The following is a 22,392-nucleotide window of genomic DNA, read 5'->3' as shown; positions in this document are numbered from 1 at the left end:
ATATCCTATGCAAAATAGTAATAACACAGTTGGCTCTTCAGTTGAAATAGATCTTTTCGAAGTGTTTGGTACTGTCTGGAAACGAAAGTGGCTCGTTGTCAGTATGACGCTGGCCGTCGGTTTGGTAGCGGCTGCCTACGCTTTTTTAACTGCTCCAGTATACGAGTCGAAATATTACATTTTGCCACCGACTGTTAATGATATTGCCAATCTTAACTTTGGTCGCTCAGATAGATCTGACCTTAAGCCTTTTTCGGTTGATCAGGTGTACAAAGCATTTTTGAACAACCTTCAATCGGACTCACAGCGGCGGGCATTTTTCGAATCAACCTATTTGCCAGCCCTCGCGCCGAGTTCCGTGAAAACTCCCCATGGCGCTTTGTATGATTCCTTTTCCAACGACTTGACGATAGCTCCGGCTGAGACCGGAGGGGATGGGCGCTGGTCTGTCTCTCTGAAAAGCATCAGTCCAGAGCGTGCCATAGAGTGGGTGGATCTTTATGTCCGCCAGGTAGGCGATAGCACTTCGCGCGAATTGGCACAGAATGCCAAAAAAGAGGCTACGGTTCTTTGTCGCAACATCCAATTGGAAATCGATACGCTGCGTGAGTCCAGTCGTCGAGTACGGCAAGACAATATCAGCAAAATCCGTGAAGCGTTGGCTATCGCCAAGTCCAGCGGACTAAAGGATACAGTTGTGTTTTCCGGTAGCGGCTCGGATAAATTGGCAGGAGGCATGTTCGAAGAAAATACATACATGCGAGGCAGCAAGGCTCTTGAGGCGGAGCTTAAGAATCTTGAAGCTCGCGAGTCTGATGACCCCTTCACTCCGGGTTTACGCAAATTGCAAAAGGACGCTGACTTCTACAAGCAACTGGTAGCAGAAAAATTCGATATCGCAGTGTACCGGCATGATGGTGTCTTGGACCTTCCCCTCTCCCCAATCAAGCCGAAGAAGATTTTGATTGTGTTTCTAGGGCTGGTTATTGGTGGTCTGCTGGGTTCCGCCATTGCATTGTTGCAACATTTCGTCTTTAAGCGCAGAGACAAAAATTCCGAGTCAATGCCCGATCCTAGGGCTATCTGATCGCATTTTTTGTTGAGAAAGGTGCGGTTTTTTCTGATTTGGTTGCTGGTCGGAAAGGTACCTAGGCGACAGCGCATGGCCGTTGTGCCTTCGCAACGAGTGTAAACTGTATCCCAGTAAAAATTTAGCTGCTCGCTACCCCTGATATCAGCCAGTTGTAGTGCGGTACAGGGATATCCGAGGGCATGACTTGGCACCCGTGACCCTGAAGCGTTCGCGGATGATCAATAAGTAAGCATTAATGACGATTAGCGTACATAGAGCGCTACTCGAGTCTGAGGAGATGATGTTGAAAATATTAGTAACCGGTGGCGCTGGATTCATTGGGTCGGCAGTAGTCCGACATATCATCGCCAACACCAAGGACTCGGTGGTCAATCTGGATAAATTGACCTACGCCGGTAACCTCGAGTCGCTGGGTGAAAGTGCCAAAAGTGACCGATATGCCTTCGAGCGTGTCGATATTTGCGACGCCACCCAGTTGCAGCGCGTGTTCGATGAGCATCGGCCTGATGCGGTCATGCACCTGGCTGCAGAGTCCCATGTTGATCGCTCGATCAGCGGTCCATCGGATTTCATTCAGACTAATATCGTCGGTACCTATACTTTGCTGGAAGCGGTCCGAAAATACTGGAAAGGTCTGGACGCGACCGCTCAAGAGAATTTCCGGTTCCATCACATTTCCACCGACGAAGTGTATGGCGATCTTGAAGGCCCTGAAGATCTTTTCACCGAGCAGACTCCTTACCAGCCAAGCTCTCCTTACTCCGCGAGCAAGGCAAGCTCGGACCATCTGGTCAGAGCCTGGAGCAGAACTTATGGCCTGCCTGCCATCGTAACCAACTGCTCGAACAACTACGGCCCATGCCACTTCCCGGAAAAACTCATTCCGCTGGTTATCCTGAACGCGCTGGAAGGCAAGGCTTTGCCTATCTACGGCAAGGGTGATCAAGTACGTGACTGGTTGTATGTAGAAGATCATGCCCGCGCACTTTACAAAGTGGTAACCGAAGGCGAGATTGGCGAAACCTACAACATCGGTGGTCACAACGAGAAGAAGAACCTCGAAGTCGTCCATACTGTTTGTGCGCTGCTGGATGAGCTGTGCCCAGAATCCCCGCATCGCCCACACGCTCAACTGATTACCTATGTCCAGGATCGTCCAGGACACGACCAGCGTTACGCAATCGATGCCAGCAAAATCCAAGGCGAGTTGGGTTGGGTGCCGGAAGAGACATTCGATTCTGGTATCCGTAAGACGGTGGAGTGGTACCTGAACAATCAGCCTTGGGTAGAGCACGTCAAGAGCGGTAGCTATCAGCAATGGATCGACCAGAACTACTCTGAGCGGCAAGCCTGACATGAAGGTTTTGTTGCTGGGTAAAAATGGACAGGTTGGCTGGGAGCTTCAGCGCTCACTAGCAACCCTGGGAGAAGTGGTCGCACTGGATCGCAATGTCGATGGTGGTTTATGCGGTGATCTTGCCGATGTGTCCGGCTTACGGGCAACCATCCAGCAAGTGGCGCCAGACATCATCGTCAATGCTGCCGCCTATACTGCAGTGGACAAGGCCGAATCCAATAAGGACCTGGCCCTGCAGATCAATGCCACGGCTGTGCAAGCTATCGCTGAAGAAGCCTCGAAGCTGGGTAGCTGGTTTGTGCACTATTCCACGGATTACGTGTTCGATGGATCTGGCTCGGTAGCCTGGCATGAAGGCGATGTTGTTTCTCCAGTCAATTACTACGGCATGACCAAGTTGATGGGGGAGCAGGCGATAGCTGGGTCAGGCTGCAAATACCTGATCATGCGTGTCTCTTGGGTATACGGTGCACGGGGTAACAATTTCGCTAAAACGATGTTGCGCCTCGCTGCGGATCGCAATGAGCTCAACGTAATCGCAGACCAGGTTGGAGCTCCCACAGGTGCTGACTTGATCGCGGATGTCACCGCGCTAACGATCCGCCAAGCGCTGGTAGACCCCCAGGTCGCGGGTATTTATCACCTGGCAGCAGGTGGTTTCACTTCGTGGTATGAGTACGCATGCCTGGTCATCGAGCAAGGCAAGGCGAGCGGTGTTCCCATGCAGGTACAAGCGGTCAATCCGATTTCAACTACGCAGTTCCCGACGCCTGCACGTCGGCCATTGAATTCCCGGCTTAATACCGAGAAACTGCGCGAGACTTTTTCCATCCACTTGCCCGATTGGCGTAGTGGTGTGACCCGGATGTTAAAGGAAGTGCTAGAAAAATGACGGTCATCAAACGCAAAGGTATCATTCTGGCAGGCGGCTCTGGTACGCGCCTGCACCCATTGACGTTGGGCGTGTCGAAACAGATGCTTCCTATCTTCGACAAGCCAATGATCTTCTATCCGCTCTCCGTGCTGATGCTCGCCGGTATGCGCGAAATTCTGATTATCTCCACTCCAGAAGATTTGCCCTGCTTCAAAAAGCTGCTGGGGGATGGCAGTCAATACGGTATCGAGTTGACCTACGCTGAGCAACCAAGCCCTGATGGCCTGGCTCAGGCCTTCATCATTGGCGAAGAGTTCATAGGCAAGGATCCTTGCTGCCTGATTCTTGGCGACAATATTTTCTACGGTCAGCACTTCTCCGATAATCTGCGCTCGGCCATGTCCCAGACTACCGGTGCTACCGTGTTCGGTTATCACGTGTCTGATCCTGAGCGTTTCGGAGTGGTGGAATTCGACAGTACCGGCCGCGCCCTCAGCATTGAGGAAAAACCGAGCCGTCCGAAGTCCAACTATGCAGTCACCGGCCTGTATTTTTATGACAATCGTGTCGTGGAAATCGCCAAGAATATCAAGCCGTCGCCTCGTGGCGAGCTGGAAATCACTGATGTCAACAAAGCGTATCTGGACGATAAATCATTGACCGTGGAGATGCTCGGTCGTGGTTTTGCCTGGCTGGACACCGGCACTCACGAATCGCTGCTGGAAGCGAGTCACTTCGTACATACCATCGAACATCGCCAGGGGCTCAAAGTGGCGTGTCTGGAAGAAATCGCTTTCAACAGCGGTTGGATCACTCCAGAGCAGCTCAGCACCCAAGCTGAAAAACTCAAGAAGACTGGCTATGGCCAGTACCTGCAGAAGCTTCTTGTAGAGGCTACTGGCAAATGAAATTGATCCAGACCTCGATTCCCGATGTTGTGATCATCGAGCCTGCGGTTTATGGCGATGAGCGCGGTTGGTTCATGGAAAGCTTTAATCAAGAAAAATTTCATGCTGCTTTGAAAGATCTTGGCTTACCAGTTCCGCGTGCGTTTGTTCAGGATAATCACTCCTGTTCAGCAAAGGGCGTATTACGGGGTCTGCATTTCCAGCGGTCGCCACATGCGCAGGGAAAACTGGTCCGTGTCGTCCAAGGCTCCGCGTACGATGTCGCCGTGGATATACGGCCGGACTCCGCAACTTACCTGCAATGGGCTGGCGTTGAGCTCTCCAGCAGCAACCATAAAATGCTCTGGATTCCGAAAGGCTTCGCGCATGGATTCGTTGCGCTGGAAGATGATACCCATTTTCTCTACAAAACTACCGATTACTACGACAAAGCATCTGAAGGTGCGCTTCATTGGCGCGACCCGCAGCTCGGCATCGATTGGCCGGGATCTGATAACTACATTATCAGTAAAAAAGACGACGAAGCACCCAATGTCGATAGTTTTTCGGTGACGAAGTAATGAGCTTGATAAAGTTTCTGGACATCAAGACGCTGGGTGATGAACGAGGTCATCTTATAGCGCTTGAGAACGACAAAAGCGTCCCGTTTGCCATCAAGCGCGTTTATTACCTGACCGATACCCAGCCTGGCGTGCCGCGAGGCTTTCATGCTCACAAGGAGTTGACGCAAGTTGCGGTCTGTGTTTCTGGGCATTGCCTCATGAAAATGGACGATGGTCATACTCAAGAAGAAGTCTTGCTGGACGCTCCTGATAGGGCGATCGTCATCGACAAAATGATTTGGCATGAAATGCATGACTTCAGTTCAGATTGCGTCCTTCTGGTTCTTGCCAGTGAATTCTACGATGAGCAGGATTACATCAGGGACTATGAAGCTTTCTTGGAGCAGGTAAAGAATGCCTAAAATCCATCCGCTCGCCGATGTCAAAAGTATCAGTATCGGTAAAGACACCCGAGTCTGGCAATTTGCTGTGATTTTTGACGGTGCCGTTATTGGTGAAAACTGCAATATATGCGCGCACACGCTTGTAGAAAATGGCGTGACAGTAGGTAACAACGTTACTGTCAAGTCCGGTGTCTTTCTTTGGGAAGGCACAGTGGTTGCTGATAACGTATTCATCGGCCCGAACGCCACTTTCACTAATGATGCCATGCCGCGCTCCAAGGTTTATCCGGAGGCATTTTCAGGGATTACCATCAAACAAGGTGCCAGCATTGGTGCCAACGCCACGATTTTGCCAGGAGTAACCATTGGCGAAGAGGCAATGGTAGGTGCGGGAGCGGTGGTCGTTACAGATGTTCCTGATCGTGCCGTCGTTGTAGGTAACCCAGCTAAAGTTATTAGGTATTTGACCAAATGATAAGTTTCCTTGATCTGAAATCCATTAACCAGGCTTGCCGCGACGAGCTGATCGAGGCCTGCACGCGCGTGATCGATTCTGGATGGTATATCGGAGGGAGCGAGCTTCAGCAGTTCGAGAGCAGTTACGCTGAGTACTGCGGAACCAAACATTGCATCGGTGTTGCCAATGGCTTGGATGCATTGGTGCTAGTGATTCGAGCATGGAAGGAACTGGGCTACCTGAACGAGGGGGACGAGATACTCGTACCTTCCAATACCTATATCGCGAGCATTCTCGCGATATCGGAAAATGGTCTGGTACCCGTGCTCGTTGAGCCTGACCCTGCTACTTTCAATATCTGCCCTGTCAATGCCGAAGCAGCCATTACTGAAAGAACCAAGGCCATACTTCCGGTCCACCTGTATGGTCGCCTTGCCAACATGCGGGCAATCATGGAGCTTGCGGAACGGGCGAACCTGCTCGTACTCGAGGATTCCGCTCAATCCCACGGTGCCAGCTTTGAGGGAAAAAAAGCGGGGAACTGGGGACACGCTTCTGGCTTCAGCTTTTACCCAGGTAAGAATCTCGGGGCCTTAGGCGATGCTGGCGCGATCACTACCAATGATGACCTGCTAGCCAGTACTCTCAGAGCACTCAGAAACTATGGTTCTCATGAAAAATATAAGAATATTTATCGTGGGGTTAACAGCCGTTTGGATGAGATCCAAGCCGCTTGCTTAACAGTCAAACTTAAGTATTTGGATGAGCAGACAGTTCACCGTCGTCAGGTAGCAGATATCTATACTCGTACCATAACCAACCCAGATATCGTATTACCGGTATGCTACGACTTTAACGCGTCCCATAACGAGAGCCATGTTTGGCATGTCTACACCATTCTGAGTGAGCATCGTGATGCTCTTCAAAAGCACCTGCTGGATCAAGGGGTGCAAACATTGATTCACTATCCGATCCCACCGCATCACCAGCAAGCTTATTCGGAGTTGTCGGAGAGCCTCTTACCTGTATCTGAGAGCATACACCGGCGGATCCTGAGCCTGCCTATGGGCCCTACTTTATCCTTGGAAGAGGCCGAGACTGTTGCCCAGACGTGCAATAGTTTTAAAGCTAAAAAAATCCGATGAGTCTCATTAAAACAAGCCTCTTAAACGGGGTGGCTGTTTTTGTCAAAATGCTCACATTGTTAGGTATTAACAAGATTTTGGCATTGTATGTAGGCCCTTCTGGGTACGCTGCATTGGGTCAGTTGCAAAATGCGTTGACTATGATCACCACGCTGTCGAGCGGTGCAGTTAATACGGGCGTCACAAAATACACTGCTGAATATGATCGAGACCCCACGAAACAGCATGCCGTGTGGAAAACTTCCACGGCTTTGGCCGTGGTGGGCTCATTGATAGTTGGTCTGTTGGTGGCTATTTTTAGCGGCGAATTATCATCTTATTTTTTTAAAACCGATGTCTATGCCAGTGTATTCATATGGGTTGCGTTGTCGTTGTTCTTTTTTACATTCAATTCGCTATTATTGGCAGTAATAAACGGTAAGAAAGATGTCAAAACATTAGTGGTCGCCAATATTGCGGGCAGCTTCCTATCATTGATAGTTACTGGGTTTTTAACCTGGTTTCTCGGGCTGTATGGTGCGCTGGTATCACTTGGTGTATTCCAAGCGTTTGCATTTGCTACTACTGTATTTTTATGTCGTAACCTAGAGTGGTTTCGTTTCAAGAATCTTTTTGGTCCTATAGATAAAAAAGTTGCTGTCGACCTAAGTAAATTCGCGGCTATGGCGCTGACTACCGCTGCGTGTATCCCCGTCGCGCAAATATTTATACGAAATCACCTCATACAAGAATTTGGTCTTGATTATGCGGGTTATTGGGAGGCTATGTGGCGGTTAAGTAATGCCTATTTGCTCTTGGTAACTACGACTCTCGGAGTTTATTACCTTCCGCGGCTTTCTGAGTTGGTGGGTTTTGATGCTGTGATTAAGGAAGTGGTTGAAGGTTATAAATACATACTTCCGGTCGCGATCGCTTGTTGTTTGGTTGTGTATTTTCTTAGAGATTTTATAATTCATATATTGTTTAGTTCTCAGTTTTTGCCTATGAGAGATTTATTTGTCTTTCAGCTTCTGGGTGATGTAATGAAAATAGGTAGTTGGATATTGGCCTATGTGATGTTAGGCAAGGCGATGTATAAGTTGTATATAGTGACTGAGATATTGTTTGCAGTTTCACTGTACGGCTTTGTATTGCTTTTTACGCGTTGGCATGGGTTTGAGGGAGTAGTCGAAGGTTACGCGTTCAACTACTTTTTATATTGGTTGGTTATGTTTTTTTGCGTTTCTTTTGCATTGAAAAATGACTCGAGTCCCGCTCTCGCGACAACAAAAAAGAGTGACTGATGAAGATTTTAATTCCAATATTTGCTTTCTCGTCAGCCGGAGGGATGCGTGTATTGTCAAAGCTCTCAAGTAAGCTGATTGAGGAAGGTCACGATGTCGAGTTCTTGGCTCCTCATTTAATTAATGAGCCCTACTATCCTACCCTCGCAAGTGTGAAGATCTTTAGAAATCCCTTTCACCATTTTCCTGTGATACGAGGGATTTTTAATCTTGTTGGTATGTTCTTATATATTGTGCGAAATCGTGGCAGCTACGATATTTTTTTGGCAAGTTATAATTTGACCGCGTTTCCTGTTGCCTTAGGTGCATTGGGGAGCGGAAAAGGTTTTTATTATATTCAAGCTTATGAGCCAGAGTTTTACAATAAAAAAACAGTGGTCGGCTTCCTCAGTTATTTAATGGCGTCAGTATCCTATTTGCTACCCCTCAAACGCATCGTGAATGGAGATATCTATAAAGGCTACAAACTGATCAAGTCTCGTCACGTGGTTGAACCAGGTGTTGACTTGGAAACATTCAATTTTTGTCCAAAAGGGATTGACGCGTCTGAAATTGTGATTGGTTGTATAGGTCGAAAGCTCGCGTGGAAGGGGACGTTCGAGATCATCGAAGCTGTAAAGATGGTGAGAGAGACATCAGGTAGGAACTTGATCCTTAGTATTGCTTTTGAATTGCCGGAAACTGTCAAACTCGAAAATTATCATTTTGTTAGATTGCTCTCCCCTCACGGCGACTACAAACTGGCGGAGTTCTATCGCGGAGTTGACTTATTTATTGCCACAGGCTTGATTCAAGATGGTGCATTTCACTACCCTTGTCTGGAGTCGTTGGCTTCGGGATGTATTGTAATTTCGAACTATGGTCCAGCAACTGATAAAAATTCTTTATATATTTCCTCGGTAACGAAAGAGAAAATTGCACAGGAAATAATTCGGTATCTTTCGCTTGGTGAGGATGTATTGACTCAAATGCGAATCCAAGCAAAAAAAGATGTGCAAGCTTATGGGTGGCCGGAAATTGCAAAGAAAATGCTCAAGTCATTTAAGCTATTGAATAAATGACTCATTCTTACTGTGCGAGTCCTCAGATGAAAGTTTCGGTTGCTGCAGTCGTAATTCTTTTTAATCCAGATTTAGTTATCCTCGATCGACTACTTAAAAGTCTTAAAGGTCAAGTTGATTGTTTTTATATAATTGACAACACACCCGGTGCGTCCCTTAAAAGTTATCCTCACGGTTTTTTTTGCGAGCTATGCGTTTATCATCCTCTGAATGATAACTACGGAATTGCGCGAGCTCACAACGTAGGTATCAACTTGGCGCGGGATGCCGGGAGTTCTCATGTTCTACTCATGGACCAAGACAGTGAGCTAGCGCCAAATACTGTAAGTACGCTGCTGTCCGAAGAGCATAAACTCATTGCCACGGGAGTGAAGGTTGGTGCTATCGGCCCGGTTTTTGTAGACGAAAAAACTGGTGAAGCGGCTCCGGCAATCAGCTCAGCAGGGTTTGGTGAGAAAAAAATTGCTATCGATCTGAATTCAGAACTGCCTGTCGCTACTAATTACATCATCGCCTCGGGCTCTCTTATAAGTATAGCTGTGCTAGACATTGTAGGTTGTATGAGGGATGAGTTGTTTATCGATTGGGTGGATATTGAGTGGGGCGGAAGAGCAGCTTCTTTTGGTTATGTATCCTATTTAACGCCTTTAGTAACAATGCGTCATAGTATTGGTGACGAGTTTGTGAATTTGTTTGGGCGGAAGATAAACCTGCATAGTGATTTTCGAAATTATTTTATTGTCAGAAACGCGGCTTATCTTGCTGTATGGGGGGAGGTCAGCATTCCCCGCAGAATACAGCTCGCAAAAAAAATACCATATTATGTCGTATGCTACTCTTTGTGTTCAAAGCGAAAGTTTTATTCAATAAAGATGTTGTGTCTTGCTGTTTGGGATGGGGTTATTAAGAAAATGTTTAAAGGTAGGTTCTGATGTTGTACCTTTCTTTATTTCTGTCGACGGCTTTTTTATCGATATTTTCGTTCGTACGTGAAGACGGAAAAGCGAAAATTATCGGTGGCGTCCTTTTCTCTTTCTTGTTTGTGTACCTTGTATGTTTTGCTGGGCTTCGTGCACCCGATATTGCTCCAGATTATGTAAATTACATAAACTGGCTTTACCGTGTTGGCCTGTCTCTGAACACTATTGTGGCTGAGTTTAAAGATCCAGGTTTTCTACTAACTTTCAGTTTAGTACACTGGCTTGGATTTCCCGATTTCGTGTTTTTTTGCCTTGTCGCTTATATCTCACTTCAGGCAAAGTTTTACTTTTCAAAGACTGTGTTTCTCGGTTGTTTTACTTATTTGCTATTTTTTCTTATTTTTTCAAGGTTTTTTATTGTCCACGATATGGTCCAAGTCAGAGTAGGCTCTGCCATAGCGCTAGCATCTTGTGCAATAATATTGTTTTTTAGAGGTGAGTCGGCTAAAGCCGTCGTTTTGTATGCTTTCGGCTTGAGTTTTCATTTGTCAGTTATCATATTTTTACCATTTTTCTTTCTTATTTTTTTAAACTTTAGAAAGATCAGTCGATTGAATATTTGTATTTTGCTTGTTTCATCATTGGCATTGAGTAGCATCATTTCAGGTTTTTCCTCTCAGTTAAGTGAGATTGGTAGGTTGGCGCCGTACCTTAATGGTGAGTATAAGACAGCTTCTCTTTCACTATTCTCATTTTATGTGATAATCAGAATTTTGTTGGTACTATCTATAATTTTATTTTTTTACGAGAGTCTTTCCGACATAGAGCATTTTGTACTTTTTATGTCGACTATTGGCCTGGCATTGCAATTGTTGCTCTCGTGGAACGATTCATTTTCACTGAGAACGGCAGAACTTTTTGGAATGTTTGATATGGCGTGCTTTGTCATGCTGATGCGTTTATTGAATTACCCTAGCAAAGTTTTGTATGGGGTTCTGCTATTCGGAATTGCAGCAGTTTTTTATATTGCATCTTTAAGGATTATTGACGATTACGCTTCTGTGTTGTCTTAACATGAGTTATTTTGGCCGCGAGCACATTGATGAATACTAGATGCATTGTACTTCTTGCAGCCTACAATGGCATGCAATGGCTTCCCGAACAAGTAAACTCAATCCTTAACCAAAAGGACATTTCGGTCTCTCTTCTGGTCAGTGTGGATCGTTCCAACGATGGGTCTGAAGAGTGGGTAAATGAATTGGCAGCCTGTAATGACAACGTGCATCATTTGCCACATGGGGAGCGTTTTGGCGGCGCGGCACGGAATTTTTTTCGATTAGTTAGCGAGGCGCCGCTAGAGTCATTTGACTATGTTGCTTTTGCCGATCAGGATGACATTTGGTTTCCCGAAAAATTGTCTCAGGCTGTGCAGTCAATGGAGGAGGAAAGTGCCGATGGTTATTCAAGCAATGTTACTGCATTTTGGCCGGATGGCAGAGAGACAACCATCATAAAATCCCAACCGCAAGTAGCGTTTGATTACCTGTTTGAGTCGGCAGGACCTGGATGTACTTTTGTTTTTACTCGTAAACTGTTTATCGAATTTCAATCACATGTATCGCAAAATCTCACGCAAGTCCGAGACGTTAGTCTGCATGATTGGTACGCCTACGCATTCAGTCGCGCGCATGGTTATAAATGGGTTATTGATTCCCGCTCATTTATGCGCTACCGACAGCATGAAAACAATCAGTTTGGCGCAAATGAAGGTTTGGGTGCATTCAAATCTAGATTGGATAAAGTAAGTAACGGCTGGTGGTTGAGCCAGTCCGTATTGATAGCCAACCTGGTCGGACTGCAGAGCCACCGTTTTGTCCACCGTTGGGTCAAGCTAACACGGGGAGGATTGTTGTTTTTAGCACTCAATGGGTACAAATGTCGTAGAAGGCCGAGAGATAAGTTATTGTTCAGCCTTCTGTGTCTCATGCTCGTCGTTCTGCATCGAAAAAAATGAGTCATTTATACGAAGGGTGGTGGGTTGAATGCTCAACCATAGATTTTTCCTTTTGTTAGTGTTGTCATCAATACCACTTACTCGCTAACAAGAACACGAAGAACAACGGCGGCGGAAAGAATGAACGTACTGGTGACTGGGGCGGGTGGATTTATCGGGGCAGCCCTCTGCAAAGAATTGGCAGAGAGCGGGATGAATGTGACTGCCGTTCTCCGACGAAGCATGCCTGAAGTTGCTAACGTAAAACAGGTAGTCTGCGAGCTTGATGACAGCAAAAGACTCAGCGAAGCGCTGGTGGGCGTTGAAGTAGTCGTTCATTTAGCTGGTCGAGCACATCGCATGAAAGAGAAACTGGCAGACCCGTTGGCAGTGTATCGCGAGATTAACCGTGATTTGGCAGTGTTGGTTGCCGAGTTGGCAAGTAGCGCTCGGGTCAAACGTTTCGTATTCGTGAGCTCCATTGCAGTTAATGGTGTGGAAACTGGATTAGACCCAATTAACGAGTTGTCAGAGCCGAGCCCAGTCAAGGCATATGCACAATCGAAGTTGGAAGCGGAAAATGAACTGTCTCGGACGCTTCTTGGTAAAATGGAGCTCGTTATTGTTCGTCCACCATTAGTATATTCCGGTCGTGCCTTAGGGAACTTTCAGCGACTATTAAAAATAGTACGTTTAGGTCTTCCAATGCCGTTCGCTAGCGTTAACAACAAGAGAAGTATTATCGCTTTGTCCAATCTGTTAGATTTTCTAAAGTTGGCAATTACACATCCGAAGGCCGCTAATGAGCTTTTTTTGGTGTCTGATGGAGTTGATGTTTCGTTACCTGAGATTCTACACTCGCTGGCAGAAGGTATGGCGCAACGTCTTATTATATTTCCAGTACCTGTTTCCCTGCTTCATTATGGTGCGGTTGTTCTGCGTAAAGAAAATCTTTTCACTCAGTTATGCGGCAATTATCTTATCGACTCCTCAAAAGCTCGGTCGCTACTAGGCTGGACGCCGCCCGGTAATGTACGGAATGAACTATCATTAGCGGCAAAAGAATTTGCAGTCCTGCGTCAGCAGGAGACATTAAAAAATAAACGTAGTGGCATGTAGTGAAAAAGGAGCTGAGGTAATGCTTTGGATGTTATTGGTGGTGTTTATATCAGCATTTTGCGCTACTTGGCTGTTGCGAAAATATGCTTTATCTACGAATTTGCTGGATACACCGAATGCGAGAAGCTCCCACACGGTCCCTACACCCAGGGGAGGCGGTGCAGCTATAGTCGTTGCGTTTTTGTTGGCTGTACCTTGCTTGGCTGCTTTCGGTTATTTGCAATGGAGTTCGGCGTGGTCTTTGATTTTGCCGGGAGCAATTATAGCAATACTAGGGTTCCTAGATGATCATGGTCATATCGCTGCCAGGTGGAGGTTGCTAGGTCATTTTACGGCTGCGTTCATTGCGCTGTTTTTTTTGAAAGGATTAGCGCCAGTTACTGTTTTTGGTAATTTGGTGAATTTGGGTATTGTGGGTGATGTTCTGGCGGCTCTGTATCTGGTATGGATGCTCAACCTTTATAATTTCATGGACGGCATTGACGGTATTGCCAGCACTGAAGCCGTCACGACCTGTCTTGGTATGTGCATTCTCTTCTGGTTATGTGGCATTCCTCAATTGATTTGGGTTTCAATTATACTTGCAGCAGCGGTGCTTGGATTCCTTTGCTGGAATTTTCCTCCCGCAAAAATATTCATGGGTGATGCTGGTAGTGGTTTCCTAGGCGTTTCCCTGGGTATCTTGTCATTACAAACCGCTTGGATTAGCTCTCAACTATTCTGGGCATGGCTGATCCTGTTGGGCGTTTTTGTGTGTGATGCTACTTTTACTCTAGCTCGTCGTTTGCTGCGCAGAGATAAAATTTATGAGGCACATCGAAGTCACGGCTATCAATATGCGTCTCGTCACTACGGTAAACATTTTCCGGTAACAATCGCCGTTGCCATTATCAATGTGTTTTGGTTGCTTCCCATCGCGTTTTGTGTTGCCAAGCTAGGCATGGACGGATTAATCGGATTGGTTATTGCGTACGTTCCGTTGCTGCTTCTTGCGGTGAAATTTAAGTCTGGTGCGGTTGAGCATTCGGATTAAACTGGGCTGAATGTGTTGGGCCGCGAATCGGAGGCTGACGCGATTGTTTGTTATTTGCCCAGAGCCATCAGCGCGGGCACAAGAAAATGGTGGGCAGTAGATGGATAGCATTAGGATTTTTCTTTTAGGATTGCCACGCAGACAAAAGCGTCTGATACAGGTCGGTACCGACGTAGTTTTGGTGTGGGCTGCGCTTTGGATGTCCTTCGTCGTCCGCTTGGGCATAGACGAAATGATCAATCCAATTGACCGACATTTCTGGCTTTTCCTGACTGCTCCAGTCGTTGCTATCCCACTGTTCATTCGTTTCGGTCTGTACCGGGCGGTGATGCGCTATTTTGGCAATGACGCGCTCATTGCCATTATTAAAGCGGTGAGTTTATCTGCGCTTATTCTTGGCGTCGTGGTCTATTGGTACAGTAACCACGAAACGGTCATTCCACGCTCGATCGTGTTCAATTATTGGTGGCTGAGCCTTGTCATGATAGGCGGGTTGCGTCTCGCCATGCGCCAGTATTTTCTTGGAGACTGGTTTACTGCGGCGCAGCATGTGCCTTTTACAAGTCGGCACAATGGCCTTACCAAAGTCGCAATTTACGGTGCTGGGGCGGCCGGCAATCAGCTGGTCGCAGCATTGCGCATGGGGCGCGTGATGCGGCCAGTGGCGTTCATAGACGATGACAGTGGCATTGCCGACCGAATCATTTCCGGACTGCCGGTCTTCAAACCCAAGCATATTCAGCAAATGATCGACTCGACGGGCGCTCAGGAAATCCTTCTCGCGATTCCTTCCTCCAATCGTGGTCGCCGCCGCGAAATACTCGGGTATCTTGAGGGATTTCCTCTACACGTTCGCAGTGTGCCGGGTTTCATGGATCTTGCCAGTGGTCGTGTGAAGGTTGACGATATTCAGGAAGTGGACATTGCCGACTTACTCGGTCGTGATGCGGTACCTGCGCAGGGAGACTTGCTTGAACACTGCATTAAAGGTCAATCCGTCCTTGTGACAGGGGCTGGCGGATCAATCGGTTCGGAACTCTGCCGTCAGATCCTTTCGTTGCATCCGACCACACTTTTGTTATTCGAACACAGCGAATTCAATCTGTATTCGATTCTGTCGGAGCTTGAGCAGCGCATCGCACGTGAGTCGTTGTCGGTTCGTTTGTTACCTATCCTCGGGTCGGTACGTAATCAGGACAAATTGCTGGATGTCCTGAAAGCATGGCGGGTGGACACTGTTTATCACGCAGCTGCGTACAAACATGTCCCTATGGTTGAGCACAATATCGCCGAAGGCGTACTGAACAATGTCATTGGTACGCTCAACACTGCACAAGCAGCATTGACTGCAGGCGTGGCTAATTTTGTGCTGATTTCCACCGACAAAGCCGTGCGGCCCACTAACGTCATGGGAAGTACCAAACGACTTTCGGAATTGACGCTGCAGGCACTCAGCCGTGAGCTTGCACCAGTGCTGTTTGGCGATAGCTCGAACGTTTCACGTGTGAACAAGACTCGCTTCACTATGGTTCGTTTTGGCAATGTTCTTGGATCCTCAGGTTCGGTAATTCCGCTTTTTTACAAGCAGATCAAATCTGGTGGACCATTGACTGTTACGCATCCCAAAATCACTCGCTATTTCATGACGATTCCAGAAGCCGCCCAATTGGTTATCCAGGCGGGTTCTATGGGGCAGGGTGGTGATGTCTTTGTTCTGGACATGGGCGAACCAGTCAAGATCGTTGAGTTGGCTGAAAAGATGATTCATTTGTCTGGTTTAAGTGTTCGTTCGGAGAAAAACCCTCACGGTGACATCTCCATTGAATTCACTGGCCTGCGTCCTGGAGAAAAGCTCTACGAAGAGCTGTTGATTGGCGATAACGTTTCCGCCACCGAGCACCCGATGATCATGAGCGCGAATGAAGATCATCTGTCTTGGGATGTACTCAAGACAAAGCTGAGCGATCTCTTGGGCGCTGTTGAACAGGACGACTACACCCGAGTCCGCCAGCTTCTGCGTGAAACCGTGAGCGGCTACACCCCCGACGGAGAAATCGTCGATTGGATTTACCAGGCGCGCCGTCTTGAACCCTGATTGTCTGAACGGGGTTCTGAAGTCTCAAGCAATCCAAGACGCGTCGTTTGCCGGGCTAAGGATATTCCGGCGAACGGTCCCGTCGCAGGCTCCATCTCAAGCCGCTTGCGTCGGCTTCTCCGCGGCGTGGCGCGGGTGCGCAACCTCGTCGCGGCGTTGGGCGATGTTTTGAATTGCTCTGACTCGAGATGCTAGAGCAATAGGCAGACGCCACTTCGCCCCCACTAAAAATCTTCACGCGCTTGCATTGCTTATTGAAGAAGACGAAAAGAACGTATCCGATCCATGAACCACACCTACCGTAAGACAACCGCCTCGTTTACCGTGGCATCTCTGGCGAGCAGTTCCATGGCAGTAGCGCTTCGTAATCGGCCACCGACTCCGCATGCGGCCTGTAAAGAGATTGCAAGAACGCTGAAAAGATGGCTTTTGGGATTTTTTTGCTTCAGTAGCCAAAGGACAAACTATTTGTGGTATTTTCGCCGATAAAATAATCGGGTCATTCACTATGCTGGCTTCAGTTTATGGCATTAATCACGACACTCTCTTGAATCCCTTCTCATGTCGTGGAATAAAAGACTGCGCCCTTCAAGTTCGTTGTTTTTTAGAGGTGCGGAGGCTGTGTAATTAAAAACATATCTGCTTCGAATTTTTGAAGAATGGATGCACAATGAATTTGAATTTAACCGTTGCAGTAGTTATACCTAGTTATAAGGTGTGCAAGCATATACTGTCGGTCATTGAAAAGATCGGTCCGGAGGTCGATCGGATCTATGTGGTGGATGATTGTTGTCCCGATGGTTCAGGCGATTTTGTTGACGCGTCTTGTCACGACTCACGTGTTAGTGTGATCCGGCATACGGAAAATCAAGGCGTTGGTGGCGCAGTAATGAGTGGCTACAAAGCTGCCATTGAAGAAGGTATGGATATCATTGTTAAAATTGATGGTGATGGCCAGATGGATCCGGGGCTGATCCTGGACTTCATCACGCCGATCGTCATTGGTGAGGCAGATTATACAAAGGGTAATCGTTTCTTCGATCTGGAGGAGCTACGTGCAATGCCCAAGCCGAGATTGTTTGGCAACGCGGTGTTGTCATTTATGACCAAGTTCTCCTCTGGCTACTGGAATTTATTCGATCCAACCAATGGGTATACGGCAATACACAGCGATGCGGCTCGGCACTTGCCATTCTCAAAAATCAGTCGTCGTTATTTTTTTGAAACGGATATCTTGTTTCGTCTCAATATTCTACGTGCAGTTGTCATCGATGTTCCGATGGATGCAAAGTATGGTGAAGAGGTGAGCGGTCTAAAAATATCAAGAATAATGGGGGAGTTTTTTGTAAAGCACGTAAGAAATTTCTTCAAGAGGATTTTTTACAGTTATTACTTAAGAGACATGTCGCTGGCTTCGATCGAGCTTCCTGTTGGTGTGGTTTTGTTGTCGTTTGGTATTTTGTTTGGGTTTTATCAGTGGATGTGGTCTGTAAGTATGGGGTTGCAAACGTCATCTGGCACGGTAATGCTTTCCGCGCTTCCTGTCATTGTTGGGCTGCAACTTGTACTGGCTTTTTTGGGGCACGATATAAATTCCGTTCCTCATAGGCCTTTTCACCGTCTCAAACGATTTGTCAAGTCAGGCAAGAAGAGAGCTTAAAATGCAAGAAGAAGACAAAGCGTGGACAGAATATCGGGAAAAGTTTGCCGATGTGTATGATGACTCGAATTATGCCAGTCCGTTACAGTCAATCGTCATGCGCGCCAGCCATAAGCTGACAGAGAAAAAATTCGGCGGGACAAGGCATTTTTGTCGAGTGCTGGAAATTGGGGCCGGTACAGGCGAACATTTTCCATTCGTTCGGCATACGTTTGATCAATACATACTCTCCGATCTAGACGCTACGACGCTAGAGCGAGCCAAGGAAAAATTGGCAGGGAAGTATGACGAAAAAGTATCGTTTGAAACTCAGGCCGGAAGTGAACTGAACTATCCGAACAATACCTTTGATCGGATTGTGGCTGTTCATGTTTTGGAGCACATTTATCAACCACATTTAGTGTTAAAAGAATGGCGTCGAGTGCTTAAGCAGGGTGGGGTTTTATCCATACTCATACCGACTGATCCAGGAATGGCATGGCGTTTGGGGCGGCACTTGGGGCCAAGAAAAAACGCAATTGCCCAAGGGATTGCATATGATTATGTAATGGCAAGGGAGCATGTCAATTCATGCAATAACCTTATTGCTCTTCTTAGGCACTATTTCCCCGGTTCTACTGAGAGTTGGTGGCCGTTCCCCGTAGCCTCAATTGATTTGAATTTGTTCTTTGCCTTTCACGCTGTTGTAAATAAACAGGAAGATGGTCAGTGATTATCTATGTCGTCGCCATTTTGTGTGTGCTGGGATTGGCGATCGGACAGATTCTTTTCAAGACAAGCTCGCTCGCACTTGCTCAGGCGGGGACTTTTTTTAATCTAAAGGTTATGGTCGCATTATTTGCGGCAATGTGTCTCTACGGTATAACGTCGATAGCATGGGTTTGGGTATTGCAAAGAATTGACTTGGGTAGGGTTTACCCGTTAATGGCATTAGCTTTTGTCTTGGTGCCAATAGGTAGTCATTTTGTTTTTGGTGAGCGCTTTCAACTTCAGTATTTTGTCGGGGTTATATTTATAGTGTTCGGGATTTTTGTCGCAGTGAGGGCATAGTAATTGAAGGAGGATATGGGTTTGGATATAGAAATGGCTTCAAATAAAAATTGGCCGTTGTTTGCTTTTATTCTGTTTGCTATCTATTTGATTTTTTCTACGCTTATTCCCCCTTTTCAATCTCCTGATGAGTATGACCATATTAAGCGTGCTTATCTGTTGGCAGAGGGGCAGATTATTTTAGACTCTCCCGAGAGGCAATCGTCCGGCGGGATGATTGATATAGGGCTGATCTCTTATATAAATTATTACAACGGATTAATTGGTAAACCGGACAGAAAGTTGTCCGCTGACGAGATGGCGGAAGCAAATTCTATTCTATGGACAGGACAGAGGGAATTTAGCTCGGCACCTGGCACGGGATATTACCTGCCAATTGTTTATCTACCTCAAGCAATTGGGTTGAAGGTCGGTGAAGTTTTGGGTGCGTCGGTTCACGCATCCTATAGACTGGCGCGATTCAGTGCGTTGCTAATGGCGTCGATTCTTATATTTATAGCCTTTCGTTTGTATTCGCCTTCACCGTTGGTCTTGGCATTCTTATTGATTCCGATGAGTCTGTTTCAGATGGCGTCGGCCAGTCTTGATGTGATATCGACTGCACTTGCAGTCCTGGCTATATCAATGTTTATGCGGCTCGCCAGAGAAGGGGAAAAGTCCAGCGCTAGACTTCTGTATGGGTTGGCCCTTTGTGTTTTTTTATTGGCATCCAGCAGAGTCCATTTATTGCCATTGATAGGATTGCTGTTTGCAACTGGTTTGTACGCAAAAAATAAGAAAGGGCTGATTGCAGGTGCGGTCGTATTATTTTGTGTACTCGCTTGGTTAGTCTTGGCAGTTAAAACGACCGTTGATATGAGGGTTGTTACCGGGTTTTCAACCTCAGGTATAGTTAAATTTTATTTGTTGCATCCCTTGTCTTTTTTTGAGGTTTTAAGTGCAACGATTTCTGCATTCGGTATGTCTTATGTAAACTCTTTCTTGGGTGTGCTGGGTTGGCTCGATACGCCGCTTTCGACAGAGGTATATTCTCGGCTGTATGTTCTACTTTTTTGTGTTTTGATATGCTCGATATCATTTAAACGTCTTAGTATAGAATGGACTGCACGGGCGTTATTGGCGGCTTGTGCGCTGATTTCGGCTTTGTTTGTTTTTTTTGCGCTACTGGTGACTTGGAATGCACATCCAGCGACGATTATCCAAGGTATTCAGGGGCGCTATTTTTTGATTTCGGCTCTTTTATTTGCATATGCTTTGGGGGGCGGTGAAAATTTAAATCGTTCGTTGTTCTCGGTTGCTGGGGTTACGGGTGTAGTTTTAATATTTTTGGTTTCTACGTACAGCACTGCCTTCGCACTGCTGGACAGGTATTACGTTGTAAGTAGGCAGCCAGTCGCTACTCAAACGCAAATACAAGTAAGCCCATCGTTGACGATAGATAAATCAATCAAGCTCAGATTCTCCCAAAAGCACCTGGGCGACCCCTTGGCTTTGAAGCGTATTGGTGTGATGTTCGCCACATACGTCAGACAAAACCCGGGAGAAGCAGAGCTACGTTTATCAGCAGTTGATGGTGCAGTACTTTCACAACGCTTTGTTTTGTCTGATCTCGCTGACAATCAGTATCGTTACTTCGACCTCGACCGGAAGCGCTACACCACAGGTGAGATTATCTCGGTAGCAGGCAGCGGTGTCAGTGTTTGGGAGGGTCGAGCGCAATCTGCGGATGCTAATACTTGCATAATTTACGAGTACGTAGATGGAAGGACAATCCCAACGTTAGGCTGTCCGCAACAATAATCGCTGTCGACTGGCTACCTTTGCAGCGCTGATAAGCGCTCGGATGAGGGGGAGCTGTCAGTACTGATTCAAAACTGACTCCACTCTCCGATTCAAAACTGACGCACTTGGGCACAGTGCGAGTGTTTCACATCCTGTAACGGACACATTTTTGACAGACTCCAGACATCGCCTAAGTTTAGAAGGCAGCTTCGGAAAAGCTGCTTTCTCAATCGATGTCATGGAGCTTCATTTATGCGTACTGGCTATTTCTACTCTCTGGTTTTTGCCCTGCTCACCAGCGCCTCTATTGCTGCCATTGCTGCGCCGACGGCCAAGCCCGAGGCTGGCAACGCACCCTTGGTGCTGGAGGTTTCTCCCAAGGCACAGTCCGGCAAGGTCGATCTGAATCAGGCCGATGCACCAACCCTTCAGCGCGAGTTGTCCGGTGTGGGCGAGGCCAAGGCCAAGGCGATTGTTACCTATCGTGAGAGTAATGGGCCGTTTGCGTCCGTGGACGAGTTGCTCGAAGTGAAGGGAATCGGTAAAGCCATTCTGGATAAGAATCGCGAGAAGCTTGAGGTGAACTAAACTTATACGTCAGCGCCAGGGGCCGGTCATTGATCGGCCTTTTTGCTTTCTGGCGAACGCTGAGATGGTGCGCCTTTCGTCGATATGGGAAAAATTACGGCTATCATATACAGCTAAGATTATGCCTATAATAAATTGGTTTCCGCCAAGCGTTCTGAGTCTCAGGCGCTTGTCTTTCCCTTAGGCATCTCCCAGGAGCACAGTCATGAACTCTGTCCAGTCCCAAGGTACGGCCCTCGTCACCGGTGCTTCTTCCGGTATCGGTGCGATTTACGCCGAGCGGTTGGCGGCGCGTGGTTTTGATTTGTTGTTGGTCGCCCGTGATCAAGAGCGACTGGAAGCAGCGGCGAGCAAGTTGCGCGCCGAACATGGCGTTCAGGTCGAGGTGCTGAAGGCGGATCTGACGCAAAAGGATGATGTGCTGAAGCTTGAACAGCGTCTTCGCAGCGATTCGAGTATCAGCCTGTTGCTGAATAATGCCGGTGTCGCGTCCGAGGGGTTGTTGGCTAACTCAGACATGGATCAGCTGGAACGTTTGATTCAATTGAACGTTACGACGGTCACGCGGCTAGCGTCGGCAGCCGCCGCCAGTTTTGCCAAGGCGGGCCGGGGGACGATCATCAATATTGGGTCAGTGGTGGCGTTGTTTCCCGAGCGCTTCAACGCAACTTACACCGCCAGCAAGGCATATGTGTTAAGTCTGACTCAGTCGTTGAACGCCGAATTGGATGGCACCGGAGTCAAGGTGCAGGCCGTGTTGCCAGGCGTAACACGTACCGAAATCTGGGAGCGCTCCGGTATCGACGCTACCCAGATTCCGGCGGATATGGTCATGGAAGCCGATGATATGGTCGATGCAGCGTTGTCGGGTCTGGACCAGGGTGAGTTGATCACCATTCCTTCGTTGCCGGATGCGGCCGACTGGGATGCCTTCATTGCGGCGCGTCATGTATTGGCGCCGAATCTTTCCAAAAGTAAGGCCGCCGCGCGTTACACGTGAGGCGTCATGAATCGGCTTGAGGTATTTG

Annotated in this window: 22 protein-coding genes; all 22 read left to right on the top strand. The window is 47.4% G+C overall.

Translation table 11 applies throughout. The features are described 5' to 3' along the window. Positions 1-7 precede the first annotated feature (7 nt). The 22 genes from ACA079_RS23180 to ACA079_RS23075 all read left to right on the top strand — a co-directional run bounded on the left by ACA079_RS23180 (position 8) and on the right by ACA079_RS23075 (position 22,364). On the top strand, positions 8-1,087 hold the full coding sequence (locus ACA079_RS23180) for an LPS O-antigen chain length determinant protein WzzB (RefSeq protein ID WP_497701081.1): 1,080 nt from the start codon (positions 8-10) through the stop codon (positions 1,085-1,087). A gap of 289 nt (positions 1,088-1,376) precedes the next feature. Next, entirely contained in the window at positions 1,377-2,447 is a 1,071-nt protein-coding gene (gene rfbB / locus ACA079_RS23175) for a dTDP-glucose 4,6-dehydratase (protein ID WP_497701080.1), read from the top strand. A 1-nt stretch (position 2,448) separates the two neighbouring features. Further along, on the top strand, positions 2,449-3,342 hold the full coding sequence (rfbD, locus tag ACA079_RS23170) for a dTDP-4-dehydrorhamnose reductase (RefSeq protein ID WP_497701079.1): 894 nt from the start codon (positions 2,449-2,451) through the stop codon (positions 3,340-3,342). Further along, a complete protein-coding gene (gene rfbA / locus ACA079_RS23165; protein WP_497701078.1) occupies positions 3,339-4,232 on the top strand; it encodes a glucose-1-phosphate thymidylyltransferase RfbA in 894 nt (297 codons plus the stop codon). Before rfbD ends, rfbA begins: the two co-directional genes overlap by 4 nt. Further along, positions 4,229-4,792, top strand: a complete 564-nt coding sequence (rfbC, locus tag ACA079_RS23160) for a dTDP-4-dehydrorhamnose 3,5-epimerase (RefSeq protein ID WP_497701077.1) — start codon at positions 4,229-4,231, stop codon at positions 4,790-4,792. Before rfbA ends, rfbC begins: the two co-directional genes overlap by 4 nt. Next, positions 4,792-5,196, top strand: a complete 405-nt coding sequence (locus ACA079_RS23155) for a sugar 3,4-ketoisomerase (RefSeq protein ID WP_497701076.1) — start codon at positions 4,792-4,794, stop codon at positions 5,194-5,196. The genes rfbC and ACA079_RS23155 overlap by 1 nt, the downstream gene beginning before the upstream one ends. Beyond that, positions 5,189-5,653: an acyltransferase gene (locus tag ACA079_RS23150; RefSeq protein WP_497701075.1), complete on the top strand. Its 465-nt coding sequence runs from the start codon at positions 5,189-5,191 to the stop codon at positions 5,651-5,653. The genes ACA079_RS23155 and ACA079_RS23150 overlap by 8 nt, the downstream gene beginning before the upstream one ends. Next, positions 5,650-6,780 (top strand): DegT/DnrJ/EryC1/StrS family aminotransferase, encoded by a 1,131-nt coding sequence (locus ACA079_RS23145; RefSeq protein ID WP_497701074.1) that lies wholly within the window; start codon positions 5,650-5,652, stop codon positions 6,778-6,780. Before ACA079_RS23150 ends, ACA079_RS23145 begins: the two co-directional genes overlap by 4 nt. Further along, the gene (locus ACA079_RS23140) at positions 6,777-8,063 is read left to right on the top strand and encodes an O-antigen translocase (protein ID WP_497701073.1); all 1,287 of its coding nucleotides are present in this window, start codon (positions 6,777-6,779) and stop codon (positions 8,061-8,063) included. Before ACA079_RS23145 ends, ACA079_RS23140 begins: the two co-directional genes overlap by 4 nt. Continuing rightward, on the top strand, positions 8,063-9,124 hold the full coding sequence (locus tag ACA079_RS23135; RefSeq protein WP_497701072.1) for a glycosyltransferase family 4 protein: 1,062 nt from the start codon (positions 8,063-8,065) through the stop codon (positions 9,122-9,124). The genes ACA079_RS23140 and ACA079_RS23135 overlap by 1 nt, the downstream gene beginning before the upstream one ends. A gap of 26 nt (positions 9,125-9,150) precedes the next feature. Continuing rightward, positions 9,151-10,056, top strand: coding sequence for a glycosyltransferase family 2 protein (locus ACA079_RS23130; RefSeq protein ID WP_497701071.1), 906 nt, complete (start codon positions 9,151-9,153; stop codon positions 10,054-10,056). Continuing rightward, positions 10,056-11,117 (top strand): EpsG family protein, encoded by a 1,062-nt coding sequence (locus ACA079_RS23125; protein ID WP_497701070.1) that lies wholly within the window; start codon positions 10,056-10,058, stop codon positions 11,115-11,117. Before ACA079_RS23130 ends, ACA079_RS23125 begins: the two co-directional genes overlap by 1 nt. A 29-nt stretch (positions 11,118-11,146) precedes the next feature. Further along, positions 11,147-12,058 carry a glycosyltransferase gene (locus ACA079_RS23120; protein WP_497701069.1) on the top strand — a complete coding sequence of 304 codons (912 nt, stop codon included), beginning with the start codon at positions 11,147-11,149 and terminating at the stop codon, positions 12,056-12,058. Between the two features lie 120 nt (positions 12,059-12,178). Continuing rightward, positions 12,179-13,156: an NAD-dependent epimerase/dehydratase family protein gene (locus ACA079_RS23115; RefSeq protein WP_497701068.1), complete on the top strand. Its 978-nt coding sequence runs from the start codon at positions 12,179-12,181 to the stop codon at positions 13,154-13,156. A 19-nt stretch (positions 13,157-13,175) separates the two neighbouring features. Next, entirely contained in the window at positions 13,176-14,189 is a 1,014-nt protein-coding gene (locus tag ACA079_RS23110) for an MraY family glycosyltransferase (protein WP_497701067.1), read from the top strand. A gap of 100 nt (positions 14,190-14,289) precedes the next feature. Beyond that, complete coding sequence (locus ACA079_RS23105) at positions 14,290-16,284, top strand: polysaccharide biosynthesis protein (protein ID WP_497701066.1); 1,995 nt, start codon at positions 14,290-14,292, stop codon at positions 16,282-16,284. A 670-nt stretch (positions 16,285-16,954) separates the two neighbouring features. After that, entirely contained in the window at positions 16,955-17,944 is a 990-nt protein-coding gene (locus ACA079_RS23100) for a glycosyltransferase family 2 protein (protein ID WP_497701065.1), read from the top strand. 1 nt (position 17,945) lies between these two features. Then, positions 17,946-18,656, top strand: coding sequence for a class I SAM-dependent methyltransferase (locus ACA079_RS23095; RefSeq protein ID WP_497701064.1), 711 nt, complete (start codon positions 17,946-17,948; stop codon positions 18,654-18,656). Continuing rightward, positions 18,653-18,994, top strand: coding sequence for a DMT family transporter (locus ACA079_RS23090; RefSeq protein WP_497701063.1), 342 nt, complete (start codon positions 18,653-18,655; stop codon positions 18,992-18,994). The genes ACA079_RS23095 and ACA079_RS23090 overlap by 4 nt, the downstream gene beginning before the upstream one ends. A gap of 21 nt (positions 18,995-19,015) precedes the next feature. Then, positions 19,016-20,794, top strand: a complete 1,779-nt coding sequence (locus ACA079_RS23085; RefSeq protein ID WP_497701062.1) for a DUF2142 domain-containing protein — start codon at positions 19,016-19,018, stop codon at positions 20,792-20,794. 234 nt (positions 20,795-21,028) lie between these two features. Then, positions 21,029-21,364, top strand: a complete 336-nt coding sequence (locus tag ACA079_RS23080) for a ComEA family DNA-binding protein (protein WP_129442477.1) — start codon at positions 21,029-21,031, stop codon at positions 21,362-21,364. Positions 21,365-21,569: 205 nt separating this feature from the next. After that, on the top strand, positions 21,570-22,364 hold the full coding sequence (locus tag ACA079_RS23075; RefSeq protein ID WP_497701061.1) for an SDR family NAD(P)-dependent oxidoreductase: 795 nt from the start codon (positions 21,570-21,572) through the stop codon (positions 22,362-22,364). Positions 22,365-22,392: the final 28 nt, after the last annotated feature.

This window comes from Pseudomonas sp. LBUM1645, assembly GCF_059716185.1.
This window is presented reverse-complemented; position numbering and strand designations above follow the sequence as displayed.